This window comes from Pseudomonas sp. MF08875 (assembly GCF_059862525.1).
The window spans coordinates 1-26,976 of the sequence record NZ_JCBCUW010000022.1 but is presented as its reverse complement, the minus strand read 5'-3'; the positions used below and the strand labels follow the sequence as shown (position 1 = coordinate 26,976).

Annotated in this window: 21 protein-coding genes and 1 pseudogene; 7 read left to right on the top strand and 15 right to left on the bottom strand. The window is 63.1% G+C overall.

Annotated elements, in window-relative coordinates:
• Position 1: 1 nt before the first annotated feature.
• The 3 genes from AC19YT_RS14630 to pssA form a co-directional block, all read right to left on the bottom strand.
• Complete coding sequence (locus AC19YT_RS14630) at positions 2-1,660, bottom strand: AMP-binding protein (protein WP_500598041.1); 1,659 nt, start codon at positions 1,658-1,660, stop codon at positions 2-4.
• Positions 1,661-1,885: 225 nt separating this feature from the next.
• Positions 1,886-2,896, bottom strand: a complete 1,011-nt coding sequence (locus AC19YT_RS14625; RefSeq protein WP_095108428.1) for an AraC family transcriptional regulator — start codon at positions 2,894-2,896, stop codon at positions 1,886-1,888.
• 92 nt (positions 2,897-2,988) lie between these two features.
• Entirely contained in the window at positions 2,989-4,332 is a 1,344-nt protein-coding gene (gene pssA, locus AC19YT_RS14620) for a CDP-diacylglycerol--serine O-phosphatidyltransferase (protein ID WP_500598044.1), read from the bottom strand.
• A 187-nt stretch (positions 4,333-4,519) separates the two neighbouring features.
• Here pssA and AC19YT_RS14615 point away from each other — a divergent pair, with 187 nt between their 5' ends.
• On the top strand, positions 4,520-5,299 hold the full coding sequence (locus AC19YT_RS14615; protein WP_500610501.1) for a TSUP family transporter: 780 nt from the start codon (positions 4,520-4,522) through the stop codon (positions 5,297-5,299).
• Here the strand turns inward: AC19YT_RS14615 and nudC are convergent.
• The 4 genes from nudC to AC19YT_RS14595 form a co-directional block, all read right to left on the bottom strand.
• On the bottom strand, positions 5,267-6,097 hold the full coding sequence (nudC, locus tag AC19YT_RS14610; RefSeq protein ID WP_095108431.1) for an NAD(+) diphosphatase: 831 nt from the start codon (positions 6,095-6,097) through the stop codon (positions 5,267-5,269). The genes AC19YT_RS14615 and nudC overlap by 33 nt on opposite strands.
• Before the next feature lie 6 nt (positions 6,098-6,103).
• On the bottom strand, positions 6,104-6,916 hold the full coding sequence (locus AC19YT_RS14605) for a crotonase/enoyl-CoA hydratase family protein (RefSeq protein ID WP_095108432.1): 813 nt from the start codon (positions 6,914-6,916) through the stop codon (positions 6,104-6,106).
• A 134-nt stretch (positions 6,917-7,050) separates the two neighbouring features.
• Positions 7,051-8,352 (bottom strand): ATP-binding protein, encoded by a 1,302-nt coding sequence (locus AC19YT_RS14600; RefSeq protein ID WP_500610500.1) that lies wholly within the window; start codon positions 8,350-8,352, stop codon positions 7,051-7,053.
• Positions 8,353-8,356: 4 nt separating this feature from the next.
• The gene (locus tag AC19YT_RS14595; RefSeq protein WP_095108434.1) at positions 8,357-9,058 is read right to left on the bottom strand and encodes a response regulator; all 702 of its coding nucleotides are present in this window, start codon (positions 9,056-9,058) and stop codon (positions 8,357-8,359) included.
• A gap of 276 nt (positions 9,059-9,334) precedes the next feature.
• On the opposite strand from AC19YT_RS14595, the gene AC19YT_RS14590 reads away from it, so the two are divergent.
• From AC19YT_RS14590 to AC19YT_RS14580, 3 genes are all read left to right on the top strand, one after another.
• Positions 9,335-10,492: an efflux RND transporter periplasmic adaptor subunit gene (locus AC19YT_RS14590; protein ID WP_095108435.1), complete on the top strand. Its 1,158-nt coding sequence runs from the start codon at positions 9,335-9,337 to the stop codon at positions 10,490-10,492.
• A 15-nt stretch (positions 10,493-10,507) separates the two neighbouring features.
• Positions 10,508-13,606, top strand: coding sequence for a multidrug efflux RND transporter permease subunit (locus AC19YT_RS14585; RefSeq protein WP_095108436.1), 3,099 nt, complete (start codon positions 10,508-10,510; stop codon positions 13,604-13,606).
• Positions 13,607-13,814: 208 nt separating this feature from the next.
• Complete coding sequence (locus AC19YT_RS14580; RefSeq protein WP_095108437.1) at positions 13,815-14,456, top strand: DUF1345 domain-containing protein; 642 nt, start codon at positions 13,815-13,817, stop codon at positions 14,454-14,456.
• Here AC19YT_RS14580 and AC19YT_RS14575 read toward each other — a convergent pair.
• The 3 genes from AC19YT_RS14575 to AC19YT_RS14565 all read right to left on the bottom strand — a co-directional run bounded on the left by AC19YT_RS14575 (position 14,449) and on the right by AC19YT_RS14565 (position 18,138).
• Entirely contained in the window at positions 14,449-15,636 is a 1,188-nt protein-coding gene (locus AC19YT_RS14575; RefSeq protein WP_500610499.1) for a pyridoxal phosphate-dependent aminotransferase, read from the bottom strand. The two genes, AC19YT_RS14580 and AC19YT_RS14575, sit on opposite strands and share 8 nt — an antisense overlap.
• A gap of 38 nt (positions 15,637-15,674) precedes the next feature.
• Positions 15,675-17,300: a methyl-accepting chemotaxis protein gene (locus AC19YT_RS14570; RefSeq protein ID WP_095108439.1), complete on the bottom strand. Its 1,626-nt coding sequence runs from the start codon at positions 17,298-17,300 to the stop codon at positions 15,675-15,677.
• A 370-nt stretch (positions 17,301-17,670) separates the two neighbouring features.
• Positions 17,671-18,138, bottom strand: a complete 468-nt coding sequence (locus AC19YT_RS14565; RefSeq protein ID WP_095108440.1) for an Lrp/AsnC family transcriptional regulator — start codon at positions 18,136-18,138, stop codon at positions 17,671-17,673.
• A 138-nt stretch (positions 18,139-18,276) separates the two neighbouring features.
• On the opposite strand from AC19YT_RS14565, the gene rarD reads away from it, so the two are divergent.
• Positions 18,277-19,155: an EamA family transporter RarD gene (gene rarD / locus AC19YT_RS14560; protein WP_500610498.1), complete on the top strand. Its 879-nt coding sequence runs from the start codon at positions 18,277-18,279 to the stop codon at positions 19,153-19,155.
• Between the two features lie 57 nt (positions 19,156-19,212).
• Here the strand turns inward: rarD and hppD are convergent, their stop codons facing one another.
• The 5 genes from hppD to AC19YT_RS14535 all read right to left on the bottom strand — a co-directional run bounded on the left by hppD (position 19,213) and on the right by AC19YT_RS14535 (position 25,274).
• The gene (hppD, locus tag AC19YT_RS14555; protein WP_500610497.1) at positions 19,213-20,289 is read right to left on the bottom strand and encodes a 4-hydroxyphenylpyruvate dioxygenase; all 1,077 of its coding nucleotides are present in this window, start codon (positions 20,287-20,289) and stop codon (positions 19,213-19,215) included.
• A 341-nt stretch (positions 20,290-20,630) separates the two neighbouring features.
• A complete protein-coding gene (locus AC19YT_RS14550; protein ID WP_500610496.1) occupies positions 20,631-21,356 on the bottom strand; it encodes a fimbrial biogenesis chaperone in 726 nt (241 codons plus the stop codon).
• Positions 21,353-22,396, bottom strand: a complete 1,044-nt coding sequence (locus AC19YT_RS14545) for a fimbrial protein (protein WP_176465087.1) — start codon at positions 22,394-22,396, stop codon at positions 21,353-21,355. The genes AC19YT_RS14550 and AC19YT_RS14545 overlap by 4 nt, the downstream gene beginning before the upstream one ends.
• Positions 22,393-25,083, bottom strand: coding sequence for a fimbria/pilus outer membrane usher protein (locus tag AC19YT_RS14540; RefSeq protein WP_500610495.1), 2,691 nt, complete (start codon positions 25,081-25,083; stop codon positions 22,393-22,395). Before AC19YT_RS14540 ends, AC19YT_RS14545 begins: the two co-directional genes overlap by 4 nt.
• 50 nt (positions 25,084-25,133) lie before the next feature.
• Positions 25,134-25,274, bottom strand: coding sequence for a fimbrial biogenesis chaperone (locus tag AC19YT_RS14535; RefSeq protein ID WP_500610494.1), 141 nt, complete (start codon positions 25,272-25,274; stop codon positions 25,134-25,136).
• 390 nt (positions 25,275-25,664) lie between these two features.
• Here AC19YT_RS14535 and AC19YT_RS14530 point away from each other — a divergent pair, with 390 nt between their 5' ends.
• Together AC19YT_RS14530 and AC19YT_RS14525 are read left to right on the top strand one after the other, a co-directional pair.
• Entirely contained in the window at positions 25,665-26,009 is a 345-nt protein-coding gene (locus tag AC19YT_RS14530) for a hypothetical protein (protein WP_181077509.1), read from the top strand.
• Between the two features lie 166 nt (positions 26,010-26,175).
• Positions 26,176-26,858 (top strand): annotated as a pseudogene (locus AC19YT_RS14525) (IS3 family transposase); the annotation flags it as partial.
• Between the last annotated feature and the right edge of the window lie 118 nt (positions 26,859-26,976).

The following is a 26,976-nucleotide window of genomic DNA, read 5'->3' as shown; positions in this document are numbered from 1 at the left end:
TTCAGACCTTGTGGGCCGCGGCCTCTTGAGCCTTGGCGATTTCCTGGTTGCGCAGGATGAAGCGCTGCAACTTGCCGCTCGGGGTTTTCGGCAGCTCGCTGACAAATTCGATTTCACGGGGGTAGGCATGGGCGGCCAGGCGTTTGCGCACGTGTTGGCGCAGTTCTTCGGCCAATTCCGGGTGGCCCTCGAAACGGGCGCCGAGCACGACGAAGGCCTTGACCAGTTCGGTGCGCTCCGGGTCGGGTTTGCCCACCACGGCGGCCTCGACCACGGCCGGGTGTTCGATCAGGGCACTTTCCACGTCGAAGGGGCCGACCCGGTAGCCGGAGGTGGTAATCACGTCGTCGCTGCGCCCGACGAAACTGATGCTGGCGTCGGGGTTGAGTTCCACGGTGTCGCCGCTCAGGTAGTAGTCGCCGACGAAGGCCTTGGTCGGCGCGCCTTGGTAACCGGCGAACCAGCACATCGGCGACTGGCGGCGGTCGATGGCCAGAATCCCCGGTTGCCCGGCCGCCAGTTCCTGATGGTTGTCGTCCAGCACCACGATGCGGTGCCCCGGCGAGGCGAAACCCGCCGCGCCCAGGTGCACCGGGTGCGCCAGGCCGTGGTGGTTGCACAGCACCATGCCCAGTTCGGTCTGGCCGTAGTGATCGTGGATCACCACCCCCAGGTTGTCGGCGAACCAGCGGATCACCTCTGGGTTCAAAGGCTCGCCGGCGCTGCTGACGATGCGCAAACGGCCCTTGATGGCGCGGGCGAACTCGTCGCCCCCGGCGATCAGCATGCGGTAGGCGGTGGGCGAACCGGTGAGGTTGCTGATGGCGTATTTGTTGATGACCCGGCAGGTGCTTTCCACGGTGAACGGGCCATCGTAGAAGGTGATCGGGTGGCCCATGGACAAGGGCCCCGCCACGCCGAAGTAAATGCCGTAGGCCCAGCCCGGGTCGGCGAGGTTCCAGAAGGCGTCTTCGGGGCGCAGGTCCACGGCATCGCGGGTGTAAGCCTGGAACGCCACCAGTGCCTTGAGTGGCACGGCCAGGGCCTTGGCCGGGCCGGTGGTGCCGGAGGTGAACATCATCAGGAACGGGTCTTCGCCGCTCAGCAACACCGGTTCGCAGTCGGCGCTGTGGTTGCCCAGTTCGGCCCAGAAACTCCAATCGCCGCGCACGATGCCCTGGCCCTTGGGGCCGCCGACGGTGACGATGGCTGGGCAATCCGCCACTTCGCTGAGTTTGGGCCGGTTCACCGCGTCAGTGACCACCACGGTGGCGCCGGAGCTGACGAGGCGATGTTCGATAGCCTTGGGCCCGAACGCGGTGAACAGCGGTTGGTACACCGCCCCCAGGCGCCAGGTGGCGAGCACGGTAATCAGCAACTCGACATTGCGCGGGAGCAGGCCTGCGACCCGGTCGCCCTGCTTGACCCCTTGGGCACGCAGAAAATTGGCGAAACGCGCGGCTTTGTCCTGCAAGTCGCTGAAGGTATAGGTCGCGCTGCTGGCGTCGCGGCCCTCCCAGAACAGCGCAATGCGCCCAGGTAAGGCATGCCGGTCGCAGCACTCCACGCAGGCATTAAGTGCCTGCAGATTGCCCGCCAGGGTGGCGTTTACAGTGTGGTGGTAATCGAATTGCGCCGCGGCCGTCAGGTAATCGCGCATCAGCAGAATCCCTCGCTGTTGTTATTAGGATGGGAGCTACACAAAAGCCTGCAAATACTGGCGCCCTGGGCCTGGGGGGACAATGGTCAAAGCCACCAAGTTACTTGACTGGTTTGGCCATGGTTGATCGACATCGCGTTTGTAGCCAGCAGGCTCGCCTGCGCAGCGCCCCTCGACGGGGTTGTGCCGTGGCGATGTTGCGGCCGCTGCACGCGCGAGCGCTTGCTACGGTTCGTCGAGGATCAGGCTGCGGTAGTGGCCGGGGTTGGAGCCCGACCACTTGCGAAAGGCCTTGTAGAACGAGCTGACGTCGGCAAAGCCCAGGCGCGTGGCGATCTCGGCGAAGCTGATCTGCGGTTCGGCCAACCAGACAATCGCCAGCTCCTTGCGCACGCTGTCCTTGAGGCCCTGGTAGGTCTGGCCCTCCTGCGCCAGGCGCCGGCGCAGGGTCGAGGCGGACATGCACAGGCGCTGGGCCTGGGCTTGGGTTTCCGGCCAGTGGGCAGCGGGGAGTTGGCGCAGCTCGTGCTTGATGCGGCTGGCCAGGCTTTGCGGGTCGCGGTACTTGACCAGGATGTTGGCCGGGGCCTGGGCCAGAAAACGCTTGAGTTCATCGAGGCTGCGCTTGATCGGCAGGTCCAGGTATTCGGCCGAGATAATCATCCGCGTGCGCGGGCGATCAAAGCGCAGGTTGTCGGAAAACATCACCTGGTAGTCGTGGCAAAAGTCCGGTGCCGCGCAGCGCAGTTCGATGGCCAGGATCGGGATGCGCCGCCCGGCCAGCCAACAGGCTACGCCATGGACGATCATCCAGTAGGTGAAATAGGTGAAGGCCCGGCGTGGTTCGGCGCTGTCCTCCAACAGCACGATCTCGGCCAGGCTTTGCTGGCGCACCAGTTGCGCCGGCAGGTGTTCGAGCATCAGCGACAGAAACTCCAGCCCCGTGGCCAGCCCCGCGGCCAGGCTGGGCTGGGCCATGGCGCTGCGGCAGAGGAACGCCAGGCTGCCGGACTTGAGCTTGCGTGGGTCCATGGCGAAGAACTCGTCGTCCAAACGCCGGGCCAGCAAGCGCCACAACCGCGCATAGGCAGTGGCGGGCACGCGGGCAGTGGGGTCGGCCAGCAGAAGCGGGTCGATGCCCACTTTGCCCAGCACCTCGGCAGCGCCATCGGGCTCGCAGCTCTGGAGCAGCGCTTCGCGGACCAGGTGGATGGAGATGCTGTCTTTTTCCGCCATTTGACCGAATTGAGCCTTGATCGGGTTGAGGTGACGGCCATCTTAGGCGGGGACGGCAAAAAAACCAGTAGCCATTGGTTGAAGGCTGGCGCTCAGAGGATGCGATAGAGCAGCCGCTCGATACGCACCCGGCTGACCCGGCGCAGGAACTTGCCGACGGCGGCCGGGTACTCGGCCAGGGTTTCCAGTTGCTGGTAGCGCTCGATGCGCTGGGTGTGGCGGAAAATCGCCTGCAACTCCTGCTCCCGTGGTGCCAACAACTCGCCCTTGGGGTCGTCCAGCAGCAAGGCGTTTTCCAGGTCCAGGCGAAACGCCCGGGGGTTGAGGTTGTTGCCGGTGAGCAAGGTGTAGCGCTGATCGACCCACATGCCCTTGAGGTGGTAGGTGTTGTCGCCGTCGCGCCACAGGTGCAGGTTGAGCTTGCCGCTGTCGATCATGTGCTGATGGCGCTTGGCAAAGCGGCGCAGGCTGATTTCGTAGAGGTACGGCAGCGCCGCGATCACACGAAACGGCTCGCAGGGCGGGATATAGAAATCGTTGGCGGTCTTGTCGCCGACCACGATATCGATCTTCACCCCGCGCGCCAGGGCGCGGTTGATCTCCCGGGTCACCGCCAGGGGCAGGTTGAAGTACGGCGTGCAGATGGTCAGTTGCTGCTGGGCACTGGCGATCAACTCGCAGATCACCCGGCTCAGCGGGTTGTTCTTGCCCACGCCGAGCAGCGGGCTGACCGACAATTCACCCATCACCACACGCCCGGCACTGGTGTCGTAGGCGGCGTGCTTGAGGCGGCTACGCAAATCGCCGATGTCGTTACGCAGGCTGCGGGTGGTGGGCAGGTTCGGCAGGTCGAGGCGATGCACCGCCCGCGACGCCACCAGGCCATGTTCCACCAGGTGCTGCATGGAGTCGGCCAGGGCCGGGCATTGCAGCAGGTGATAACGGTCGAAGCGGTACTTGTCGAATTTGTGCAGGTAGACGTTGTTCAGGCTCGCGCCGCTGTACAGCACGCAGTCGTCGATCACGAAACCCTTGAGGTGCAGCACACCGAACAGCTCGCGGGTCTGCACCGGCACGCCGTAGATCGGCACTTCGCTGCTGTGCAGGCGCGTCTGTTCCTGGTACCAGGCACTGTTGCCCGGTTGCTTGCCGGCGCCGATCAGGCCCCGTTGGGCGCGCAGCCAGTCGACCATGACCACGATATCCAGCTGCGGCCGGGCGGCCTTGGCGGCGTGTAGGGCGTCGAGGATTTCCTGGCCGGCCTCATCGTGTTGCAGGTACAGGGCGACGATGTAGATGCGCCGCGTGGCCTGGGCGATTTTCTCCAGCAGGCAACGCCGGTAGTCGGCGGCACTGTCGAGGATGGTCACGGCGTCGGCGGTCAGCGGGAAACCGCGCAGCTTGGGCAACAGGGAGCGTTTGAAAAGCGACGGCATAAGGCTCGCAAAAAGGTCTATTCCGAAGAGCGCAAGAGCTTACACCAAGGAAAGGTTTGGGTCTTGTGGCGCGAATGTCTATCGCCTGGCAGGAACGCCTGAGGGAGCGGGTTCCCACAGGTAGAGGGCTTATGGGTAAGATAGCGCCCTGCCCTTGCCCTCCTGCCCCGCCGAATAAGTCGATCCCATGCCTTTGGAACTCAGCGTAGACCTCACCACCCTCGCCATTCTTGCCCTCGTGGCCTTTGTCGCCGGTTTCATCGATGCCATTGCCGGAGGTGGTGGTTTGCTCACCACTCCCGCCCTGCTCACCGCCGGGTTGCCGCCGCATCTGGTGCTGGGCACCAACAAGTTGAGTTCCACCTTCGGCTCAGCCACCGCCAGCTTCACGTTCTACCGGCGCAAACTGTTCCACCCGCGCCAGTGGCTGCACGCGATTGTCGGCACCCTGGTGGGGGCGCTGACCGGCGCCATCGTCGCCCATTACCTGCCCGCCGAGTGGCTGAACAAGATGCTGCCGGTGATTGTCTTCGCCTGTGGCCTGTACCTGTTGTTCGGCGGCACGCCCAAGGCGCCGCTGGACGCCGACGCGCCGATCAAGAAAAAGTGGCAATCGACCCAAGGCTTCGGCCTGGGTTTCTACGACGGCGTGGCCGGCCCCGGCACCGGGGCGTTCTGGACCGTCAGCAGCCTGCTGCTCTACCCCATCGACCTGGTCAAGGCCAGCGGGGTGGCACGCAGCATGAACTTCGTCAGCAACATCGCGGCGCTGTCGGTGTTCATCTTTTCCGGGCAGGTGGACTGGATCATCGGCCTGAGCATGGGCCTGGCGGTGATGGTCGGCGCGTTCTTCGGGGCGCGCTCGGCCATCAGTGGTGGGGCGAAGTTCATTCGCCCGGTGTTCATTACCGTGGTGCTGGGCCTGACCGTGCGCCTAGCCTGGCAGCACTGGTTCGCTGTGGCCTAGGCGCCGCGCCACATACAGGTCGATCAGGTAGCGGGCGATCGAGCGTGACGCCGGCAATGGCGGCAGCGCATGGATGTTGAACCACTGGGCATCCTCGATCTCGTCTGCTTGCGGCACGATCTCACCGCCCGCGTACTCGGCGTGGAAACCCAACATCATCGAATGGGGAAACGGCCAGCACTGGCTGCCCACGTACTGGATGTTGCGCACCTGCACCTGCACTTCTTCGCGCACTTCGCGCACCAGGCAGTCTTCGGCCGATTCCCCTGGCTCGGCGAACCCAGCCAGGGTGCTGTAGACGCCGCTGACAAAACGTGGCGAACGGGCCAATAGCACCTCGTCGCCACGGGTAACCAGCACAATCATGCTCGGCGAGATGCGCGGGTAATGGCGCAGGTCACAGGGTTGGCAGTACATCGCCCGCTCCCAGTGGATCTGCGCCATCGCCTGGCCGCAGTTACCGCAGAAGCGGTGTTCGCGGGCCCAGGTGCCGATTTGCGCGGCGTAGCCCAGCACCTTGTAGAGGGTGTGGTCGCCGTCGAGCATGAAACCGCGCAGCCCCTGCCAACGGCAACCCGCCACGTCGGCGGGGGCATTGAGCTCCAGCAGGTACACCGGCTCGCCATCGAGGTGGCCGATGCCGTGCTCGCCCAGGATCGACAGATCCTGGCGCTTGAGCCATTCGCGCGGGAACAGCGCGCCATTGTCATCGAGCAAAAAGCCATCGCGGCTGCGGGCCACGGCCCAGCCTCCCGGCACATCGGTATCCAGTACGGCGGTGGTCCAGCGTGAAGTCATAGGTGCTCAGTCCGCGAATTCAGGTTTCTGCTTGCTCATATGGGCGGCCATGGCCACGCGCAGGTCGGCCGATTGCAACATCGCGGCGTTCCAGGTGGCTACGTATTCCAGGCCATCGTTGATGCTGTGGTCACGCATGTAGCTAATCATTTGCTTGGTGCCGGCGACGGCGATCGGCGACTTGGCGGCGATTTCCCGGGCAATGCCCAGTACGCCGTCGAGCAGGCCGGCGGCATCGCTCCAGGTGCGGTTGACCAGGCCGATGCGCAGCGCTTCTTCGGCGCCAAAGGTGCGCCCAGTGTAAGCCAGTTCGCGCAGCATGCCGTCACCGATGATGCGCGGCAGGCGTTGCAGGGTGCCAACGTCGGCGGCCATGCCGATGTCGATTTCCTTGATGGAGAACTGCGCGTCATCAGCGGCGTAGCGCATGTCGCAGGCCGAAATCAGGTCGATGGCGCCCCCCAGGCAATAGCCCTGAATTGCCGCCAGCACCGGTTTGCGGCATTGGTCCACGGCGTTGAAGGAGGCTTGCAGTTGCAGGATCTTGCGCCGCAGCAAGCGCGCGTTGCGGCCCACGTCCTTGCCGAACTCGTTGGCCACGCTGGCCAGCATCATCAGGTCGATGCCCGAAGAAAAATGCTTGCCGGCGCCACTGAGTACCACCACGCGCACGGCGTCGGTGTCCTCGACCCACTGGAAGATCTCGATGATCTCGGTCCAGAACGCGGCGTTCATGGCGTTGATTTTTTCCGGGCGGTTTATCTGCACATGGGCGATGTTGTCTGTCAGTTCGACGCTGAACGCTTGGTATTGCGACATGGCAGTGATCCTTTACCGGAGAAAAAAGAAGGCCGAACTATAACGCGCCATCCCCCGGCGGAGTAAGGCAGCGCATCGGCCAAAAGCGGGACTGCCCAGCAAACCCCAGTGGGGCGGGCCTGACCGCGCCGTGCTCACTCCTGCACCGGCAGCCACAGCACAAACCGCGCGCCGCCCAGGGGCGAGGCTTCTACGGTGAGGCTGCCGCCCTGCACTTGCAGGGCCCGGCGGCTGAGGGCCAGGCCCAGGCCGAAGCCTCCGGTGGCACGGTCGCGGCTGCGGTCCAGGCGATAGAACGGCTCGAATATCCGTTCGCGTTCGTCGTCCGGGATGCCAATGCCGTCGTCGTCCACCCATACCTCGCAACCGTCGGCCAGCACCTGGACGCTGACCTGGATGCGCTTTTCGCAGTAGCGCATGGCATTGCGCAGCAGGTTTTGCAGGGCCCGGGCGGTGAGGCGCGGGTCGAGGGTGAAACGGTCGAGTTCGCCGTACAGGAGCACGTCGATCACCACTTCCGGGGAGATCTGCTCGTCGTCAACGCTACCCAGGATGCTGTCGATGAACTCGTCGAGGGACACCTGCACCCGTTCGGTCAACTGCGCCGGGTGCTGCAAACGGCTGTAGGACAGCAGTTCCAGGACCAACTCGTCCAATTCGCGGATGTGCGCCACCAGCCCTTGCAGGCGTTGGCGGCTGGCGGCGGGCATTTCGTCGGAGAGGGCCAGGGCCAGGCCGAAATCCAGGCGTGTGAGGGGCGTGCGCAGTTCGTGGGACACGGCATTGAGCAGGTCGCGCTGCTGGTTGAGCAGGTTTTCGATGTCATCGGCCATGGTGTCGAACACGTGGGCCAAGGCGCCGATGTTGGAGCTGGGCGGAATATGGGTGCGCTCGCTCAGGTGGCCCTTGCCCAGGCGTTCGGCGGTGCTGCGCAGGCGCTCCAGGTTGCGCCAGTGGGGGCGCAGCCACAGCAGCAGGCACGCCAACAGCGCGGCGCCGATCAGCACGTTGATGCTCCAGTACAGCAAGTTGACATCCAACGGGTCGGGCGGCACCACCAGCTTCACCGCCACCTGGTCGTCCAGCGGTGCCACCGCCAGGGTGCGCCACCCCCAGGCGCCCAGGCGCACGACCTTCTCGCCCCGTTGCAGGCGTTCGGTTTCATACAGGCTGAAGTCTGGGTCGTCGTTGCGCACCAGGGCGATTTGCAGTGGGTGGAACTCGCCGTCCATGCGGGCGGCCAGGGCCGGCCACTGCTCGGCGGGCAGCGTGCGAAACTGCTGCACGATGAGGTTTTGCAGGCCCCGGGACTGGTCCAGGTTGTAGCTCAGGAAACGCTCGTTGAAGACCTTTATCACCAGGTCCGGCACCAGGTAGAGCGCCGCGCTGAAGGTGACGATGGTTATCAGGTACAGGCGCACCAGAATCCGCAACATGGCTTCAGTATTCCCATTCCGAACGGCTGAACAGGTAGCCCTTGCCCCACACGGTCTTGATCTTGCGCGCCTCGCCGGCATGGTCGTCGAACTTGCGCCGCAGCTTGGAGATGGCCACGTCCACCGAGCGGTCGGTGCCGTTGAACTCGATGCCGCGCAGGCGTTGCAGGATCTGGTCGCGGCTCAACACTTCACCGGCATGGCGGGCGAGCACCACCAGCAGGTTATATTCGCCGCTGGACAGCTCCACCGGTTGCTCGCGCCAGGTCACCGTGCGTTCGGACAGGTCGATGCACAGGTTGCCCATCAGGATACGGTCGCTGGCCGACTGCGGTTCGCCCAGGCTGCTGCGGCGCAGCAAGGTGCGCACCCGCGCCAGCAATACCCGCGGCTCGCAGGGCTTGGTCACGTAATCGTCGGCGCCCATTTCCAGGCCTAGCACCTGGTCGTGGCTGTCGTCACGGGCAGTGAGCATGAGGATCGGCAGGCTCGCCGAGTCGGCGCGCAGCAAGCGGCACACTTGCAGGCCATCGAGGCCAGGCAGCATCAGGTCGAGGATCACCAGGTCCGGCGGCGTACTGCGGGCGCGCTCGCGTACCTGGTCGCCGCGGCTGATGACGTTGACGTGATAACCGTTGCGCTCCAGGTAACTGGCGATCAGCTCGGAGAGCGCGGGGTCGTCTTCGACCAGGAGAATGTTGGGCATGGGGGGCGTCCGGGCAGTGCGGTGGCGGTATCCGGTTGTGGCAGCGAGCCTGTTCGCGATGGTGTGACCCAAGCCAGCCTCTTATCGGCTGATAGGCCACTATCGCGAGCAGGCTCGCTCCCACGGGCCGAACACAAGGTTCAAGCCGCGCAGGATATACGCCTTGCGCCCTATGGGAATCCCGCCTTCACACTTTTTCACACAGGCACTACATAGCTTCACAGCAGCCCTTGACCGCTGCCCGTAGCATGCCGGGGTCATTATTGGGGTATCCGCATGTCGAGAAAACTGGTTGCGCCGCTGTGCCTGTTGGCCATGGCCTTGTTATTGAGCGCTTGCGAGAAAACGTCCACCGCCGAAGCTCCGCCCCCCCTGGCTAGCGTGCGGATCGAGACGGTGCAGGCCCGGCCGCTGTCCATCAGCAGTGAATTGAGTGGGCGCATTGCCGCGCCACGCATGGCCGAGGTGCGTGCCCGGGTCGCGGGCGTGGTGCTGCAACGCACCTTCGCAGAGGGCAGCGATGTGAAAAAAGGCGACGTACTGTTTCGCATCGACCCGGCGCCGTTCAAGGCTGACCTGGACAGTGCCGAGGCGAACCTGCGCAAGGCTCAGGCCAATGCGTTTCAGGCGCGCCTGCAAGAGCAGCGCTATAGCCAGTTGATCGAAGAAAAAGCCATCAGCGCCCAGGACTACGACAACGCCCGCGCCGCCGCCCGGCAAACCGCTGCCGACGTCGCCGGCAATGAGGCCGCGGTGCAGCGGGCGCGGTTGAACCTGGGCTATGCCACGGTGACGGCGCCGATTTCCGGGCGCATTGGCCGTGCGTTGGTCACCGAGGGTGCCCTGGTGGGCCAGAACGAAGCCACGCCCCTGGCACTGATCCAGCAACTGAACCCGATCCACGCCGACCTGACCCAGTCGACCCGTGAACTCAACGACCTGCGCCGCGCCCTGCGCGCCGGGCAGTTGCAGCAGGTCGGCCAGGGCCAGGCCAAGGCGACGCTGATCCAGGACGACGGCAGCCTCTACCCCTTGCCGGGCAAGTTGCTGTTCACCGACATCACCGTCGACCCCAGCACCGGGCAGATCATCCTGCGCAGCGAGTTCCCCAACCCGGACCTGGACCTGCTCCCGGGCAGTTTCGTGCGGGTGCGGGTCGAGCAAGCCGTCGATCGCCAGGGCATCAGCGTGCCGCAACGGGCGATCCTGCGGGACAGCGCCGGCCAGGCCCAGGTGTTGGTACTGGACGGCGAAGAGCGGGTCAGCCAGCGGAACGTGCAACTGGCCTCGGTGCAACAGGACCGCTGGATTGTGACCGAAGGCCTGAAGCCCGGTGACCGCATCGTCACTGAGGGCCTGCAACACGCACGCCCCGGCGAGAAAGTACAGATCGACAGCAGCCCTCTGCCACTTGCCCAGACGTCTGGCCAGTAATCGGGAAGCCTTTTCATGCCGCAATTCTTTATTGACCGCCCGATTTTCGCCTGGGTGGTCGCCCTGTTCATCCTGCTCGCCGGTGCCCTGGCCATCCCGCAGTTGCCGGTGGCCCAGTACCCCAACGTCGCGCCGCCCCAGGTGGAGATCTACGCCACCTACCCCGGCGCCTCGGCGCAAACGGTGGACGAGAGCGTGGTCAGCCTGATCGAACAGGAGCTCAACGGCGCCGATCACTTGCTGTACTTCTCTTCCCAGAGCAGCCTGGGCAGCGCCACCATCACCGCCACCTTCCAACCCGGCACCAATCCGGAAATGGCCCAGGTAGATGTGCAGAACCGCCTCAAAGCCGTGGAGCCGCGCCTGCCCCAGGCTGTGATCCAGCAAGGTTTGCAGGTAGAAAAGGTGTCGGCGGGCTTCCTCTTGCTCATCACCCTCACCTCCAGCGACGGCAAGCTCGACGACGTGGCCCTGAGCGACTACCTGGCGCGCAACGTGATGAACGAGATCCGCCGCCTCGATGGCGTCGGCAAGGCCCAGTTGTACGGCGCCGAGCGCGCGATGCGGGTGTGGATCGACCCCCAGAAGCTACAGGGCTTCAACCTCACCCCAGCGGACGTGAATGCCGCCATCGCCGCGCAGAACGCCCAGGTTTCGGCGGGCAGCATCGGCGATTTGCCGAGCCGCCCGGGCCAGGAAATCACTGCCACTGTGCTGGTCAAGGGCCAACTGTCCACACCTGAAGAGTTCGCCGACATCGTCCTGCGGGCCAACCCGGACGGCTCCACCGTGCGCCTGGCGGACGTGGCGCGGGTGGAAGTGGGCAGCCAGGAATACCAGTTCGGCACACGCCTGAACGGCAAGCCGTCCACCGCTGTGGGCGTGCAACTGTCGCCGGGGGCCAACGCCCTGAGCACCGCCAACGCGGTACGGGCGAAGATGGACGACTTGGCGCGCTATTTCCCGGCCGGCGTGGAGTACAAGATCCCCTACGACACCTCGCCCTTCGTCAAAGTCTCGATTACCAAGGTGGTGTACACCCTGGTGGAGGCGATGGTGCTGGTATTCGCAGTGATGTTTCTGTTCCTGCAGAACATCCGCTACACCCTGATCCCCACACTGGTGGTGCCGGTGGCGCTGATGGGCACCTTTGCGGTGATGCTGACCCTGGGTTTTTCGGTGAACGTGCTGACCATGTTCGGCATGGTGCTGGCCATCGGCATCCTGGTGGACGACGCCATTGTGGTGGTGGAGAACGTCGAGCGGATCATGGTCAACGAGGGTCTCTCGCCACGGGAGGCCACGCGCAAGGCGATGACCCAGATCACCGGGGCGATCATCGGCATCACCCTGGTGCTGGTGGCGGTGTTTATCCCCATGGCATTCATGCAGGGCTCGGTGGGGGTGATCTACCAGCAGTTCTCGCTGTCGATGGCCACGTCGATCCTGTTCTCGGCATTCCTGGCGTTGTCCCTGACCCCTGCCCTGTGCGCGACCCTGCTCAAGCCGATTGCCAAGGGCGAACACCACGCCAAGGGCGGGTTCTTCGGCTGGTTCAACCGCCGTTTCGAGCAGTTGAGCGACGGCTACGAGCGCTCGGTGGCCTATGCGCTCAAGCGCACCGGGCGCTACTTGCTGATCTACGGCGTGCTGCTGGTGGGCCTGGGGCTGTTGTTCAGCCGCCTGCCCTCCTCCTTCCTGCCGGTGGAAGACCAGGGCTACACCATCACCGATATCCAGTTGCCGCCAGGCGCCAGCCAGCCGCGCACCATCGAGGTGGCCAAGCAGATCGAGGCGCACAACGCCGGCGAGCCGGGCGTGGGCGACACCACGATGATCCTGGGCTTCAGCTTTTCCGGCAGCGGGCAGAATGCGGCGCTGGCCTTCACCACGCTCAAGGATTGGGCCGACCGTGGCAGCGACGACTCGGCGGCCTCGATTGCCGACCGCGCCAACGCCGCCCTGAGCCAGATCAAGGACGCCGTGGCCTACGCCATCCTGCCGCCGCCCGTGGATGGCCTCGGCACCTCCAGCGGTTTCGAGTTCCGCTTGCAGGACCGTGGCGGCCTCGGCCACGCAGCGCTGATGGCGGCGCGCACCGAACTGCTGGCCGCCGCGGAAAAGAGCCCGGTGCTGGTCAACGTGCGTGAAAGCGCGTTGGCCGAAGCGCCACAGGTGCAGTTGGAGGTAGACCGCAAGCAGGCCAACGCCTTGGGCGTGTCCTTTGCCGAGATCGGCAACATCCTGTCCACGGCGGTGGGTTCGGCCTACATCAACGATTTCCCCAACCAGGGCCGCATGCAGCGGGTGATCGTGCAGGCCGAAGGCGATCAGCGCAGCCAGGTGGCGGATTTGCTCAACATCCACGTGCGTAACAGCAGCGGCAAAATGGTGCCACTGTCGGCGTTCGTCCAGGCCAAGTGGATCCAGGGCCCGGCGCAGTTGACCCGCTACAACGGCTACCCGGCCATCGCCATTTCCGGCGAACCGGCGCCGGGCCACAGCACCGGTGAAGCCATGGCGGAAGTCGAACGCCTGGTGGCACTGCTGCCCACCGGGCTGGGCCAGGAATGGACCGGGTTGTCGTTGCAGGAACGCTTGTCCGGCGCCCAGGCGCCGATCCTGCTGGGGCTGTCGTTGCTGGTGGTGTTCCTCTGTTTGGCGGCACTGTACGAGAGTTGGTCGATCCCCACTTCGGTGTTGCTGGTGGTGCCGCTGGGCGTGCTGGGCGCGGTGCTGGCGGTGACGTTGCGGGGCATGCCCAACGATGTGTTCTTCAAAGTGGGCCTGATTACCATCATTGGCCTGTCGGCGAAGAACGCGATCCTCATCATCGAGTTCGCCAAGAGCCTCTACGACGAAGGCCACGACCTGCTGGACGCCACGGTGCAAGCCGCGCGCCTGCGCTTGCGGCCGATCGTAATGACCTCCCTGGCCTTCATCCTCGGCGTGGTGCCCCTGGCGCTGGCCACCGGCGCCAGTTCCGCGAGCCAGCAAGCCATCGGCACGGGTGTGATTGGCGGGATGATAACTGCCACCCTGGCCGTGCTGTTCGTACCGGTGTTCTTTGTGGTGGTGATGAAACTGGTGCGTAAGCGCCCGGGCAAGGATTGACCGATGGCAGGGGGCAAAACCCTGTGGGAGTGGGCTCGCCCGCGATGGCAGCGTGACTGCTCATAGGCCTGTGTCGGCGGTACGGGCCTCATCGCGGGCAAAGCCCGCTCCCACGCAAGCCCGCGCCCGTAGCGCGGGAGCGTACATTTGCAGCAATCTCCCTTCCAACTGGGCTATGGTGTTTTGACATCAATGCCGTCGAGCCACCATGCCCCATCTCATCCGCACCCACCCTCGCCTCACCGCCGCCGCCCTGTTGGGTGTGGCGGTGGGGGTGTTGGCACCCGCCGACACCCTGCTCAATAAAATCCTCATCGGCTGGAACAGCGGTGTCTGGACCTACTTGGTACTGATGCTGTGGCTGACCCTGCGGGCCAACGCCGACCGGGTGCGGCGCATTGCCGAGGTGGAGGACGAAAACGCCGCCCTGGTGCTGTTTATCGTGTGCCTGGCGGCGATTGCCAGCCTGGCCACCATCGGCCTGGAACTGAGCGGCAGCCGCGAACTGGCCAGCGCCGAGCGCTGGCAGCACTACGGGTTTACCGGGTTGACGGTGGTCGGCTCGTGGCTGTTGATCGGCATGATCTTCAGCGTGCATTACGCCCGGCTGTACTACACCTGGGACGGCAAAGGCCCGGCCCTGCGCTTTGCCGAAGGCGAGGTCACGCCGGATTATTGGGACTTCCTTTATTTCTCCTTCACCATCGGCGTCGCCGTGCAGACCTCCGATGTCGGCGTTGCCACCCGGGGCATGCGCAAGGTGGTGCTGGCACAGTCGCTGATCGGGTTCCTGTTCAACACCGCCATCCTGGGGTTTTCCATCAACATCGCCGCCGGTTTGATTAACTGACCGGCACCGCCAACAACTGCGCGGCACAGCGCGTGATCCGCCGGCATGCCTCAGCCAGCCGCGCCTGATCCACCACCAACCCTATGCGGATATGCCCCGCGGCGCTGGGCCCGAACGCTTCGCCAGCCAGCACCGCGACGCCGTGATCTTCCAGCAACCGTTCGGCAAACGCCTGGGCACCCAGGCCGGTGGCACGAACATCGACCATCACGAACAGGCCGCCGTCGGGCTTGACCGGGTTAAGCCCCGGGCAGCCGAGCAGCGCGGCACATACCAGGTCGCGGCGTTGGCGGTATTCCTCGTGCATGCGCCCCAACTCCGGCAAATCGGCCTCCAACGCGACCTGGGCGGCTTTTTGCACAAACTCCGGGGTGCCGAACAGCATGCACAGCGACAGATGCTCCAGATGATTGGCCAGGGCCGGCGGGCCAATCACCCAGCCCAGGCGCCAGCCGCTCATGGCGTGGGACTTGGACAGGCTGTTGATGGTCGCGGTGCGCCCAGCCATGCCCGGCAGGCTCGCAGGGCTGACGTGCTCGCCCTCGTAGAGCAAGTCGCTGTACACCTCATCGCTGATAAGCCACAGGTCGTGGGCAATGCACAGGTGCGCCAGGGCCTGCCAGGTCGCAAGGGACAGGCTGGCGCCGGACGGGTTGTTGGGGCTATTGAGCAACAGCGCGCGAGTGTTGCCGGTGATGCGCGCGGCGACGTCGGCGGGGTCGATATGGAAACCGTTGGCCGAACGCACCGGCACCGGCACCACCGTGGCGGCGCAGGCGCCGAATACGCCTTCATAGGTCACGTACATGGGCTCGGCGACAAGCACCTCATCCCCTGGGTCCAGCAGGCAGCGTGCCACCGCGTACACCGCGCATTGCGCCCCGGGCAGCACAAGCACTTGGTCGATACCCACCGCTTGGCCGCTGCGTTGCTGCTGGCGGCGCGCAATGGCGGCGCGTAGCCCAGGCCTGCCGCGAGTGTCCGAGTAATGGGTATCGCCTGCGCGCAGGCTATTGATGGCTGCTTGGACAATGGGCGCCGGGGTGTCGAAATCCGGGTCACCCACCGACAGCAGCAGGACGTCCACGCCCTGCCCTATCAGTTCTATAGCGCGGTAATGAATCCGCCAGGCTGCCGCTCCCTCGCCGGCGATTCGTTGAGTCAGGGCCGAATAGCGCATGCACTTCTCCTTGAGTGGCGCGAATGGGACCCTGAACCTTAGATCACAAAACGCGCCACCATCGCATTCAAATCCACCGCCAAGCGCGACAGTTCGTGGCTGGCGGCGCTGGTCTGGTTGGCGCCCGCCGCCGACTGGGTGGCCAGGTCGCGGATGTTGACCAGGTTGCGGTCCACTTCGCGGGACACTTGCGCCTGTTCTTCCGAGGCGCTGGCGATCACCAGGTTGCGCTCGTTAATCATGTGGATCGAGCTGGTGATCTGTTCCAGGGCCACGCCTGCGGCACGGGCCATTTCCAGGGTGGTCTGGGTGCGCTGGTTGCTCTGCTGCATGGAGTTGACCGCTTCGCCGGTGCCGTTCTGGATACCGGCGACCATTTTTTCGATTTCCTGGGTCGATTGCGCCGTGCGGTGGGCCAAGGCCCGCACTTCATCGGCCACCACCGCAAAGCCACGGCCCGCTTCACCGGCGCGCGCCGCTTCGATGGCCGCGTTGAGGGCCAGCAGGTTGGTCTGCTCGGCAATGGCGCGGATCACGTCCAGCACCTTGCCGATATCCCGGCCCTGGGCCGCCAGGCCTTCGATCATCACCGAGGTGTTTTGCACGTCCTGGGTCATGGTCTGGATCGCGCCGACGGTTTCCACCACACGGTCGCGGCCTTCACGGGCCGCCTGGGTCGATTGGTTGGACGCCTCGGAGGTGGACACCGCGTTGCGCGCCACTTCTTCTACCGCAGCGGTCATTTCGTTGACGGCGGTGGCGGCCTGTTCGATTTCGTTGTTTTGCTGTTGCAGACCACGGGAGGCTTCTTCAGTGACGGCACTGAGCTCCTCGGCGGCTGAGCCCAACTGCGTGGCCGAACCGGCGATCTGCTCGATGGTGCGGCGCAGGCTGCTTTGCATGTCGGAAAGGGCCTTGAGCAGTTGGGCCGGTTCGTCTTTGCCGTCCACTTCGATGGCTTTGGTCAGATCGCCCCCGGCGATGGTTTGCGCGGCGTACAGCGCCTTGTTCAGCGGCGCGACGATGCTGCGGGTGAGCAGCCAGGCCAGCAGCACGGTAAGCAGCGCAGCGATCACCGCGACACCGACGATCCCGCTGATGGCTTCGCTGTAATGCTCGCCAGCCACTGCCGAGGCAGCCTTGGCACCTGCATTGTTGATGTTCACCAACTGGCTGAGCTGCTCGCCCATTTTGTCGGTGCCGTCCTTGATTCGGGTGTTAATCAGGGCCTGCATCTCGTCGAGCTTGTTCTGGCGCGAGAGCGCTAGCATCTGCTCCTGGGCTTGCAGGTAGTTGTCCAGGGTAGCGACGAAGGTTTTGTACAACGCGGCCTCGTCCACTTCGGCCGGCAGCGCGGCATAACTGTTTTGCGCCTGTTTGAGTTTGCCTACCAAATCACCGACGCGAGTCTGGGCCTCTTGCAGCGCCGCGGGGTCGCGGTTGACCAGGATACGGAACGACATAATGCGCAAGCGCAACACGTTATCGGTGATGTTGCCCAGGTAAGCGACGCTGGGCAGTTGTACCTGTTCCATATCGATTGAAGCCTGGCGGATCACCGCCATGCGGTTCACCGCAAATACCCCCAGGATGACGACGAGCAATGCGATGAACGCAAAACCCAGGAAAGCTCTTGGCGCAATGTTCAGTTGACGAAGGGACATAGGACGACTCTCGGTGATGTAGGGCGGCGAGCTTCCGTGCCGTTCACACTGTCAGGCCGGGAATGTTCCCCCTCACAGGCTGGCGCCACTGTTGTAGTTAGTGTGTGGGCCTGATTGGGATATCGGCCAGGCTTGAGGCTTTATGTAGGGGATTTCGGAAAAATATTTCTAATTGTGACTATCGTGCCAGATTGGGTTGTTGACCCAGGGCAACGGGCCACAAACCTTACCCGGCCTTGGCGCAATGCATGGGGCTTGGTGGGAGCGAGCCTTGCTCGCGATGACAGTGCTACATCCAGTACTGAGGTAGGGGATAGATCGCTATCGCGAGCAGGCTTGTCCCCACATAAGGCCTACCCCTGCCGCGCTATCAAGCCAACGGCACATCCAGGCTGACCTTGACCCGGTCCATCACCACGATGCTGCGAAACCACTTGATGTTGCGATTTTCGTAGAACAGTTGGCGGGCGAGGATTTCATAGGCCTTCATCGTCTCCACCACAATCACCAGCATGAAATCGGCTTCGCCGGTGACGTAGTAGCACTGCTGGACTTGCGGCACCGACATTTGCGCCTTGAGCACGTCGAGGTCTTCGATGTGGGTGCGTTCGGCGTGCACTTCCACCAGCAAGGTGATGGGTTTGCCCACCGATTGCGGGTCGATCACTGCGGTATTGGCGGTGATGACCCCTTTGTTTTGCAGGCGTTTGATGCGCCGCTGTACCGCTGCCGTGGACAGGCTGACCTGCTCGCCGATGATGCGCAGCGCCATGCTGTTGTCGCGCTGCAAGTGCTCAAGGATCGCCAGGTCGAAGGCGTCGAGGTCGGGGTAGGACATGGCCAAATCCAGATGCGAGAAAATTTCCCATATTAAGCCCGGAAACAGAGTAAACGTCTCACAGCAAAAGCAATATATTCCCACCCCAGAACAACCACCCTTCATCTGCGTAAAACGCCAAGGTCTCGCGAGGACACTGTGTCTAAAGGTATTGCTTTATCGGTTCTGGCCTCGGTGTTGTTCGCCGTCATGTACTTCTACACCACGTTGCTGGGGCCACTGGACGGGATGGAGATTTTCGGCTGGCGCATGCTGCTGACGGTGCCGTGCATGACCCTGTTCATGTTGGCCCTGGGCGAACTCAAGCAGGTTACGCAACTGCTGAGGCGGGTGTTGGACGCTCCGCGGCTGATCCCGGTGCTGCTGCTGTCATCGGCGATGGTGGGGGTGCAGTTGTGGTTGTTTTTGTGGGCGCCGGTCAATGGCCACGGCTTGGACGTGTCCCTGGGCTATTTCCTGCTGCCACTGACCATGGTGCTGACCGGGCGCGTGGTGTACGGCGAGCGCCTGTCGCGCCCACAGAAAATCGCCGCGGTGCTGGCCCTGCTCGGGGTGGCCAATGCGCTGTACCAAGTGGGCAGCGTGAACTGGACCACCTTGCTGGTGGCCCTGGGCTACCCCGGTTACTTCGTGCTGCGCCGGCGCATCGGCACCGACAACATGGGCGGCCTGTGGCTGGATATGACGCTGCTGCTGCCCATTGCCTGGTGGTTTGTGCACAGCGGCGCCCAGGGTTTTGCCGTGGGCACCACCCGCCCGGCCATGTACGGGTTGATTCCACTGCTGGGGCTGCTCAGTGCTTCGGCGTTGGCGTGCTATGTGATCGCCAGCCGCTTGTTGGCCTTTGGCTTGTTCGGTTTGCTCAGCTATGTCGAGCCGGTATTGCTGCTGGCCGTGGCGCTGATGCTGGGCGACGGCATCAAGCCCGAGGAATGGCTGACCTACCTCCCGATCTGGCTCGCGGTGCTGGTGCTGGCGGGCGAAGGCGCCAAGCACGTGATGCGCCAGCGGCGCTGACGGGCAGGCGAAAAAAATCCCGGACGGCATCGCAGCCGCCCGGGATTTTTTATGGCCTTATTCGGCGCTCAACACACCACGGCGCACCTGGTCGCGCTCGATGGACTCGAACAATGCCTTGAAGTTGCCCTCGCCGAAACCATCGTCGCCCTTGCGCTGGATGAACTCGAAGAACACCGGGCCCATCAGGGTTTCCGAGAAAATCTGCAGCAGCAGGCGTTTGTCTCCGGATTCCGAGGCGCCGTCAAGCAGGATGCCCCGCGATTGCAGTTGGTCTACCGGCTCGCCGTGGTTGGGCAAGCGGCCTTCGAGCATTTCGTAGTAGGTGTCGGGCGGCGCGGTCATAAAGCGCATGCCGATGCTTTTCAGTTGATCCCAGGTCTTGACCAGGTCATCGGTGAGGAAGGCCACGTGTTGGATGCCTTCGCCGTTGAACTGCATCAGGAACTCTTCGATCTGCCCCGCGCCCTTGGACGACTCTTCATTGAGGGGGATGCGGATCATGCCATCGGGGGCGGTCATGGCCTTGGAGGCCAGGCCGGTGTATTCGCCCTTGATGTCGAAGTAGCGGAGCTCGCGGAAGTTGAACAGCTTCTCGTAGAACCCGGCCCAGTAGGCCATGCGGCCGCGGTACACGTTGTGGGTCAGGTGGTCGATGATCTTCAGGCCCGCACCCGGTGGGTTGCGATCGACGCCCTCGAGGTAGACGAAGTCGATGTCGTAGATGGAGCTGCCTTCGCCGTAACGGTCGATCAGGTACAGCGGCGCGCCGCCGATGCCCTTGATGGCCGGCAGGTTCAGCTCCATCGGGCCGGTGGCGATGTGGATCGGCTGGGCGCCGAGTTCCAGTGCGCGGGAGTAGGCCAGTTGGGCATTCTTGACGCGAAACGCCATGCCACACACCGACGGGCCGTGCTCGGCGGCAAAATACGAGGCCACGCTGTTGGGCTCGTTATTGAGAATCAGGTTGATACTGCCCTGGCGGTACAGATGCACGGCTTTGGAGCGATGGGTCGCGACTTTGGTGAAACCCATGATCTCGAAGATCGGTTCCAGGGTGTTGGGCACAGGCGATGCGAATTCAATGAATTCAAAGCCCATCAGGCCCATTGGGTTTTCGTATAAATCTGCCATGGTTGGCGCCTCATCATTATTAGAGTTAACGGAACGTTAGTTGCTCAATAACCGATGGGCGCGGGTGGCGCGCAGGAGATGCCACGCACGCTGCGGGCAAGAAAATCACCGTAGATCAGTTGGAACCCGAGTAGCTTCATTGTCGACCCACTCTCGTACGGGCGAGGCCTCTGCACAGGAGGCTTTATTATTGTATGCGTAACCCGATTCTACACAGCGTAAATGGCTTTGTCCGCATTCTGTATCAAATCCCTTTCTCTGCCCTAGAGACAAGGGGTTTGTTGCACCTGTAGAGCCCCCAGCAGAACCAACGCATCGGGGCACGCCGGGTGTTTACCGCCTTATAGAGTGGCCTCGTGTTGTTGGGTGTTGCCGTAATCGTCCAGGGTGCTAAAGCGCAACTTGACGTTGGGCGGCCATGTGTCGGGCAAGCCATCAAGCGGGAGGGTCGCCGAGGCCCCCGGGGCGATCATCGGCGGGTCTTCATTGCGATACTCCACCCCACCCAGGCTCACGACCACCGAAGACAAGGTGACGTGATAGCTGCCAGGGTTGCGCACCTGCACCACCGTGCCCTCCCCTCGACGCCACTGCAGCTGAGCAGGGGCGTCGCGGGCCTGCCCCTGCAGATCAACGGGGCGCAAAAACAACTTGATGCGGCTGCGGAAGGCAAACTGCAGGCTGCTGGCCTGTTCGTCGGCCTGGGCAGGTTTGGGCCGGATACCCAGCACATTGAGCCAGTACACCGACTCTTTGTCCGTCGGCACCCCTAGCCCTTGCGCTGCCTGGTAAGCCACGCGCAGGGCCGCGCTCTTGCCGGCCTCCATGCGCAGGATCGGCGGGCTGATGGTGAACGGCACATCGCTGTATTCGGCTTGCACCTGGGGGTCGCCTTCATCGATCCAGACTTGCACCAGCCGTGGATCCGGGGCTTCGTTTTTCAACTTGAGGGTGACCTCGCGCCGCTCCATGGGGAAGATCACCCGGGTGCTGTCGATCACGATTTCCCCCCGGGCACTGCCCACCAGCAACGCCGCCACCCACCCCCAGAGCAAACGGCGCTTCATCGGTAGCTCATCGTGAATGTGACCAGGCCATTGGCGCTGCCAGGCTTGACCACCGCTTCGGTCTGGATGTAGCGCACCGCCAGGGGAATGTTGAATACACCATTTCCGGCAGCGCCGGCCTGCCACTGATTGGGGTTGCCCTCGGCCGCGGAGTCCGGGCCATAGCGCAGCAGTGTTCCGTTGTGGAGCAATTGCAGGGCGATGCCTTGGGCGGTGGAGGTTGGGGTCAGGGACAGTTGATCGCCACGGTTGGCGGTGTTGGTCTGGTCGGTCAGGGTCACCCATACGTCCCGGGTCGGTCCTTCGCCGCCGCTGCATTGCAGTGCAATAGTGTCGCTGGCCGAGCCGGCGACGCTGCCCACCCCGGTAAACTCCCGCGCCGCGACTTTGCCCAGGTTGATCGCTATCGCCGGGGTGGATACCGAGCACGTGGGTTTGCGCGGAGGGTTAACGATAATGTTGCCGAAGTGGAACTGGTGATGCTGGTAGTAGCCGGCGCTCAGGTGTGCGTAGTAACGCGACGGTATCGCGCCACCCTGGATAGGCCCCGTGGCGATGAAGATCACCCGCCCCTCCATTCCCCAGACCGGCAGCCCCGGCCTCTCGGGCCCGCGCAGAATGGTCACCCCGGTAGTAACACGTTTCATAGGCCCCATGTCGCGATCCTTAGCCATCATCACAAAGCCAACGCCGGGCAAGCCCGTTGCATAGACCGGCAAGGCCAGGCCGGAATGACCGAACTCCAAGCCTGTCCATGGTGTGTTGGCCGGCATGCCCATATGCGAGTAACGGTCAATCACAACGGTGGGGTCGTAAGTGCAGCGCAAGCCGTTGGGGGCGTTGATGACATAACCGTCGGGCTCGCCAATCGGGCGCCCCACAACCGGGTTGGCCGGCACGCTGATTGGCGGCACCGACAGTACGGTTGGCGGGTTTCCGTCACAGCTAATGCCCAAGCCGTGGGCCACAGGGATGTTCAAGACGGCGCAGGCGAACAGCCCTGCTGCGCCCAGGAGTGTTTTCGCAGTGCACTGCTTCATCGGGTACTCACTTCTTGACGTACGGGCGTGGAGACACAACGGCTGTGCAGCAGGTCGGCGCTCTGCTGCCGTTGCCCGCGCGGTTGCAGCGGCAGTTGATAGTGGATGTAGCAGCGGCCATCGGCGCCGTCCCTCCATTTCACGGTGAGGGTGCCCTGCTCGGCGATCCCCCGCACAAACGCCTTGCTGGCCTGGCCGATCACCCCCACTTCAGTGCCCTGTTCATTGAACACCTGGGCGGCAAATGGCAGGGGTTGGCCGTTTTCCTGCGCGGCCTTGACCACCACGGCGCGGCCGCTGACTGTCTCGAACTTGAGCAACGCCACCGCGCCCAAGGTCGGCACCACGGTTTGGGTCGCTTCCTTGAGTTCCACATCCTGGGCCGTGCCATGGGGGTCGATGCCCACATTGTTGGTCTGATAGGCCCGCAGGGATGACACCACCGCATAGCCAGCCTTGTTCACCTTGACGTTGTAGCTATTGCTCAACAACGCCCCTTCGGCGTTGGGCACATGCACCAGGGCCGAAGCTTCGCCCAGGTATTGAGAGAAGGTCAGGCCCCCCGCGTGGGCAATCAGCCCACCGTTAGCGCTAAAGGACACCTGGCTGTCGTCGTTGGCATGGCTGTAGCCAGCGCGCATGTTGGCCATGCCGCCGTTGTAGTTGCCATACGCATTGAAGTTGCCCTGGGGGTTGCCGGCGCCCGTGGCCCGGCTGCCCGAGAGGCCGTAGCTGAGGGACGCCTCGTCATCGAGGATTCCGTCGATGCCCACTTGCTCTTGCAGGGTGCTGCCCGTTTGCCCGGTATTGCGTACCAGGGTGGTGCTGATGTTCGGAGCGCGCGCACCGCCGCCCAGAGGCATGGACAGGGTCAACATCAATCGGTTGTCGACCCTGCCGAGAGCGCTGGTGCGGCTGAAGAAAACGTCATCACTCAATTGTTGTTGGCTGGGCTCGCCACTGTCTTCGACGCGCGAGCGTTGGGCCGAGAGGTTCCAATTGATGCGGCGCCAGGCTGCGCCGTAGCTAATGCTGTAGGACGTTTCGCGACCCTGCTGGCGGCCCCAGTAATCGGACGAACTGGCATAGAAACTCAGCGAACCACTGCCGACTTTCTGGCTAACCGTCAGGTCGATACGGCTTTTGCGCCGGGCATAGGTGTCGATATCCCTGCCCAGGCTGTTCAACTGCCGCACGCTGACCGCGTCGCTCAGGCTCAAGTAGCCCGGCGTGGAGAAACGGTAGGCACCCAGCACGAAATTGGTCCCCGACTGGGGCAGGTTCTTGTTGTAGCTGATACCCAGGTTGCGCCCCGACACCACGCCATCGCCATACCCCGGTACTTGGGTGCGCGAATCGGTGGCATCGAGGGAAAACGCCCCCAGCGGCGTGTTCACCGCCACGCCCACCTTGCCCTGCAGGTAACCCTCGGAATAGGTGGTGCCGCCATACAGTGTCAGGTCATCGAGCAGGCCATATTGCAACGTGCCCTGGAAGGTGATCGGGTTAGCGCCCTTGAAACCGCTCTGGCGTACCTGGCCGAAGGTGGCGCTGTAGCGGCTGGTACCGGAGCGCAGCAACTGCGGCGCCACCGAGTAAGGAATGATGTTGCTGGTGATGCGCCCGTTGGCCTCGGTCACACGGACGGTCAGGTCACCGCCATACCCGGTCGGGAACAGGTCGTCGATTACAAAGGGGCCAGGGGCTACTGTGGTTTCGTAAATGGTGTAGCCATTCTGGCTGACAGTCACGGTGGCATTGCTATCGGCGACACCGCGTACCACCGGCGCATAGCCCTGCTGCGACTGCGGCAACATGCGATCGTCGGTGGCCAGGCTGATACCGCGCATCCGCGTGCTTTCCAGCACCTGGCCGCTGCTGAAACTGTCGCCGATGGTCAGGCGCGACTGCCAGGTATTGAAGTTGCGTTGCAGGTAAGTGGCCGTGTTCTGGTAGGTCTGTATGCCGGTTTTCGAGTTCCAGGCCTGCGCGCCCTGGTGGCGCAAGCGCCAGCTGCCCAGGTTCAGGCCGCTGTTGACCCCCAGATAGGCCCGGTCGTCACCCTCACCGCGGGTGGCGCTGGAGGCGGCGAAGTGATAACTCGCCAGCCCCGCATCAATGCCGTCATCCCACAGCGAGGGATCGACATAACCGCGTACCGAACTCTTCATGTACACCTGGGGCACGCTGAGGGACAACTCCAGGGCTCCGGCGTCGAAGTTGGCGACGGCTTGGGGGATCCATTGGCCAATATCCCCGCACATCGCAGTGGGTGCCGGGGCGGCTGGGGGCTGGGCATTGTCTTTGGGCTTTTCGGCGTCGATCTTTTCCTCGGAGATGCCCAGGCGCGTGAGCAGCGCCCAATCCAGGCACGGCACAGCGCCGGTTTCGCCGGGCAATCTGCTAAACGGCAACTCATGGCGCCCGGCCTGATGGCCATTGACCAGGATATCGATGCGGTACTTACCCGGACTCAGGTTATTACCCTGGTTGAACCGGGTAATGTCTACCGCTGAGGCAACACCACTGCTAAAGGCGTCCAGGTCGAACAGCAAAGGCGCCGCCAGCGCATCGGTGCGGGCGAAGGCGGCACACATCAAACCGCCGGTCATGACACCGGCCAGGCGCAAGGTCGACGGGCCCAAATGGCGGCCCGCCCGTATAGGTCGTTGAAATGGCATAGTCATGGCTTCAGCTAACGCGTAAAGAGTCGACCCCTGTGGCTCGATGGGGCGCATCAGGGGTTCAGGGGGGCCTGCTGCATGGCAGAGAACCCACCAAAATCGTCGATGTACTTGAACTGCACCCGCGCCTGGGCAGGTGGCGCACCTAATGCACTGGTCAGGGCAAATTCCAGGCTGGTGAAGGGAGCGACCATGCCCTGCTGGGCGGTGTAGGTTCACAAAATAGTTGCTTCAAGACCTCCAGCAAACGCTGGTAGACAATCATTTATCTAGTGAGTCCGCTGGCCGGAATTCACTGAATAAATGAGAAAAGCACACATGTTTCACACAATAGTTGGTTCCACGGCGAACAGGGCGCGGCAAGTGATGCTGCGAGAGGCGCCTGGCGCCTGCTAGGCTGTTCTGTCAATCAGAGTTGTGCGCAATGGCTGGGCCAACCTCCAAATCCCCGTGGCTACCGTCGCTCCATTCCCTCCCTTTTTCTTTCTGTAGGTAACCTACAGAAAGTTATTGCGGTTTGTGCAGAGGCCGGTTATAAATGCCTCTCCTTAGGTAACCTGCCTACACACAGAGAGCGCAGCGAGATGAACACCCACTACGATCCAAAAGCAGTTGGCGATGCCATCGATAACATCACCTCAGGTTTAGAGCGCGTGATGACCGGATTTGCCAACCTGAAAACGCTCTTGGCGCCTGTCCCCGATGCTTCCGATATCCCTGAGCTCGATCCTCGCGATCCTGCCAATAAGTTCGAGAGCGGCAAGCTGACCGATCGGGGCATTGAGGTGTGCTACCGGCTTTTTGATGCTGGAAAAAGTCGGTATGCCGTTGGTGCGGAAATGGAGATCAGCTTCGGCGCAGCAACCCATCGCTTTGAAGCGTGGAAGAAGGCAGGTGGCCTCGATCGCGAGAAGCTTCCACTGAACTGAGTAATGACGAAATGACCAGCGCTGCCTCCCAGGGCCAACTGGTCATTGTTTCCAGAGAGGTTAGATGCGATGCCAGTCCAGAGGACTCACCTGCCTTCAAGGAGTGAATCGCCCCTAGTTTCGTAGACACCTCTTTGCCTTAAACTGAGGCCAATTAGGAGGTGCCATGAGCAACCCGCGTTACCCCGAAGAATTCAAAATACAAGCGGTCAATCAAGTGACCGAAAAGAAGCTGCCTGTCGCTGATGTGGCGGCCCGTCTCGGCGTGTCGACGCATAGCCTCTATGCCTGGATAAAACGTTACAGCAAACCTCAAGAAGAACGGCAGCAAGACGAAGATCAGCACGCTGAGTTGCGTCGTCTGCGAGCCGAACTAAAGCGTGTTACTGAAGAGCGAGACATCTTAAAAAAGGCCGCCGCGTACTTTGCCAAGGAGTGCGGTTGAAGTACGCCTTTATCAAGCAGCGAGCCGGCGACTACTCCATTCGACGGCTTTGCCTGACGCTGAAAGTCCATCCCAGCGGCTATTACGCCTGGTTGTCTGAGCCGCAATCTGCACGTGCTAAAGACGACCAGCGACTGCTGGGTTTGATCAAGCATTCCTGGCTGGAGAGCGGCGGCGTTTATGGCTATCGCAAAATCCATGACGATCTGCGCGAGGTCGGTGAAGTTTGCGGGCGCCATCGTGTGGCAAGGCTGATGCGTCTTGAAGGGCTGCGCTCTCAGACAGGTTATCGACGCCGCCCTGGAAAGTACGGCGGTAAGCCAGCGGTCGCCTCACCCAATTTACTGAAACGCCAGTTCGATGTCGTAGAACCCAACAAGGTTTGGGTCACCGACATCACCTACAGTGTGCCCGGAGTTCAGGGTGAGCATGGATGCTCAAATGAACCACGAGTCTATCTGGAATGTTGAACTGGGAACTCATGATGAGGAACCAAACACCCCATCGACTGTGACGGTGGTG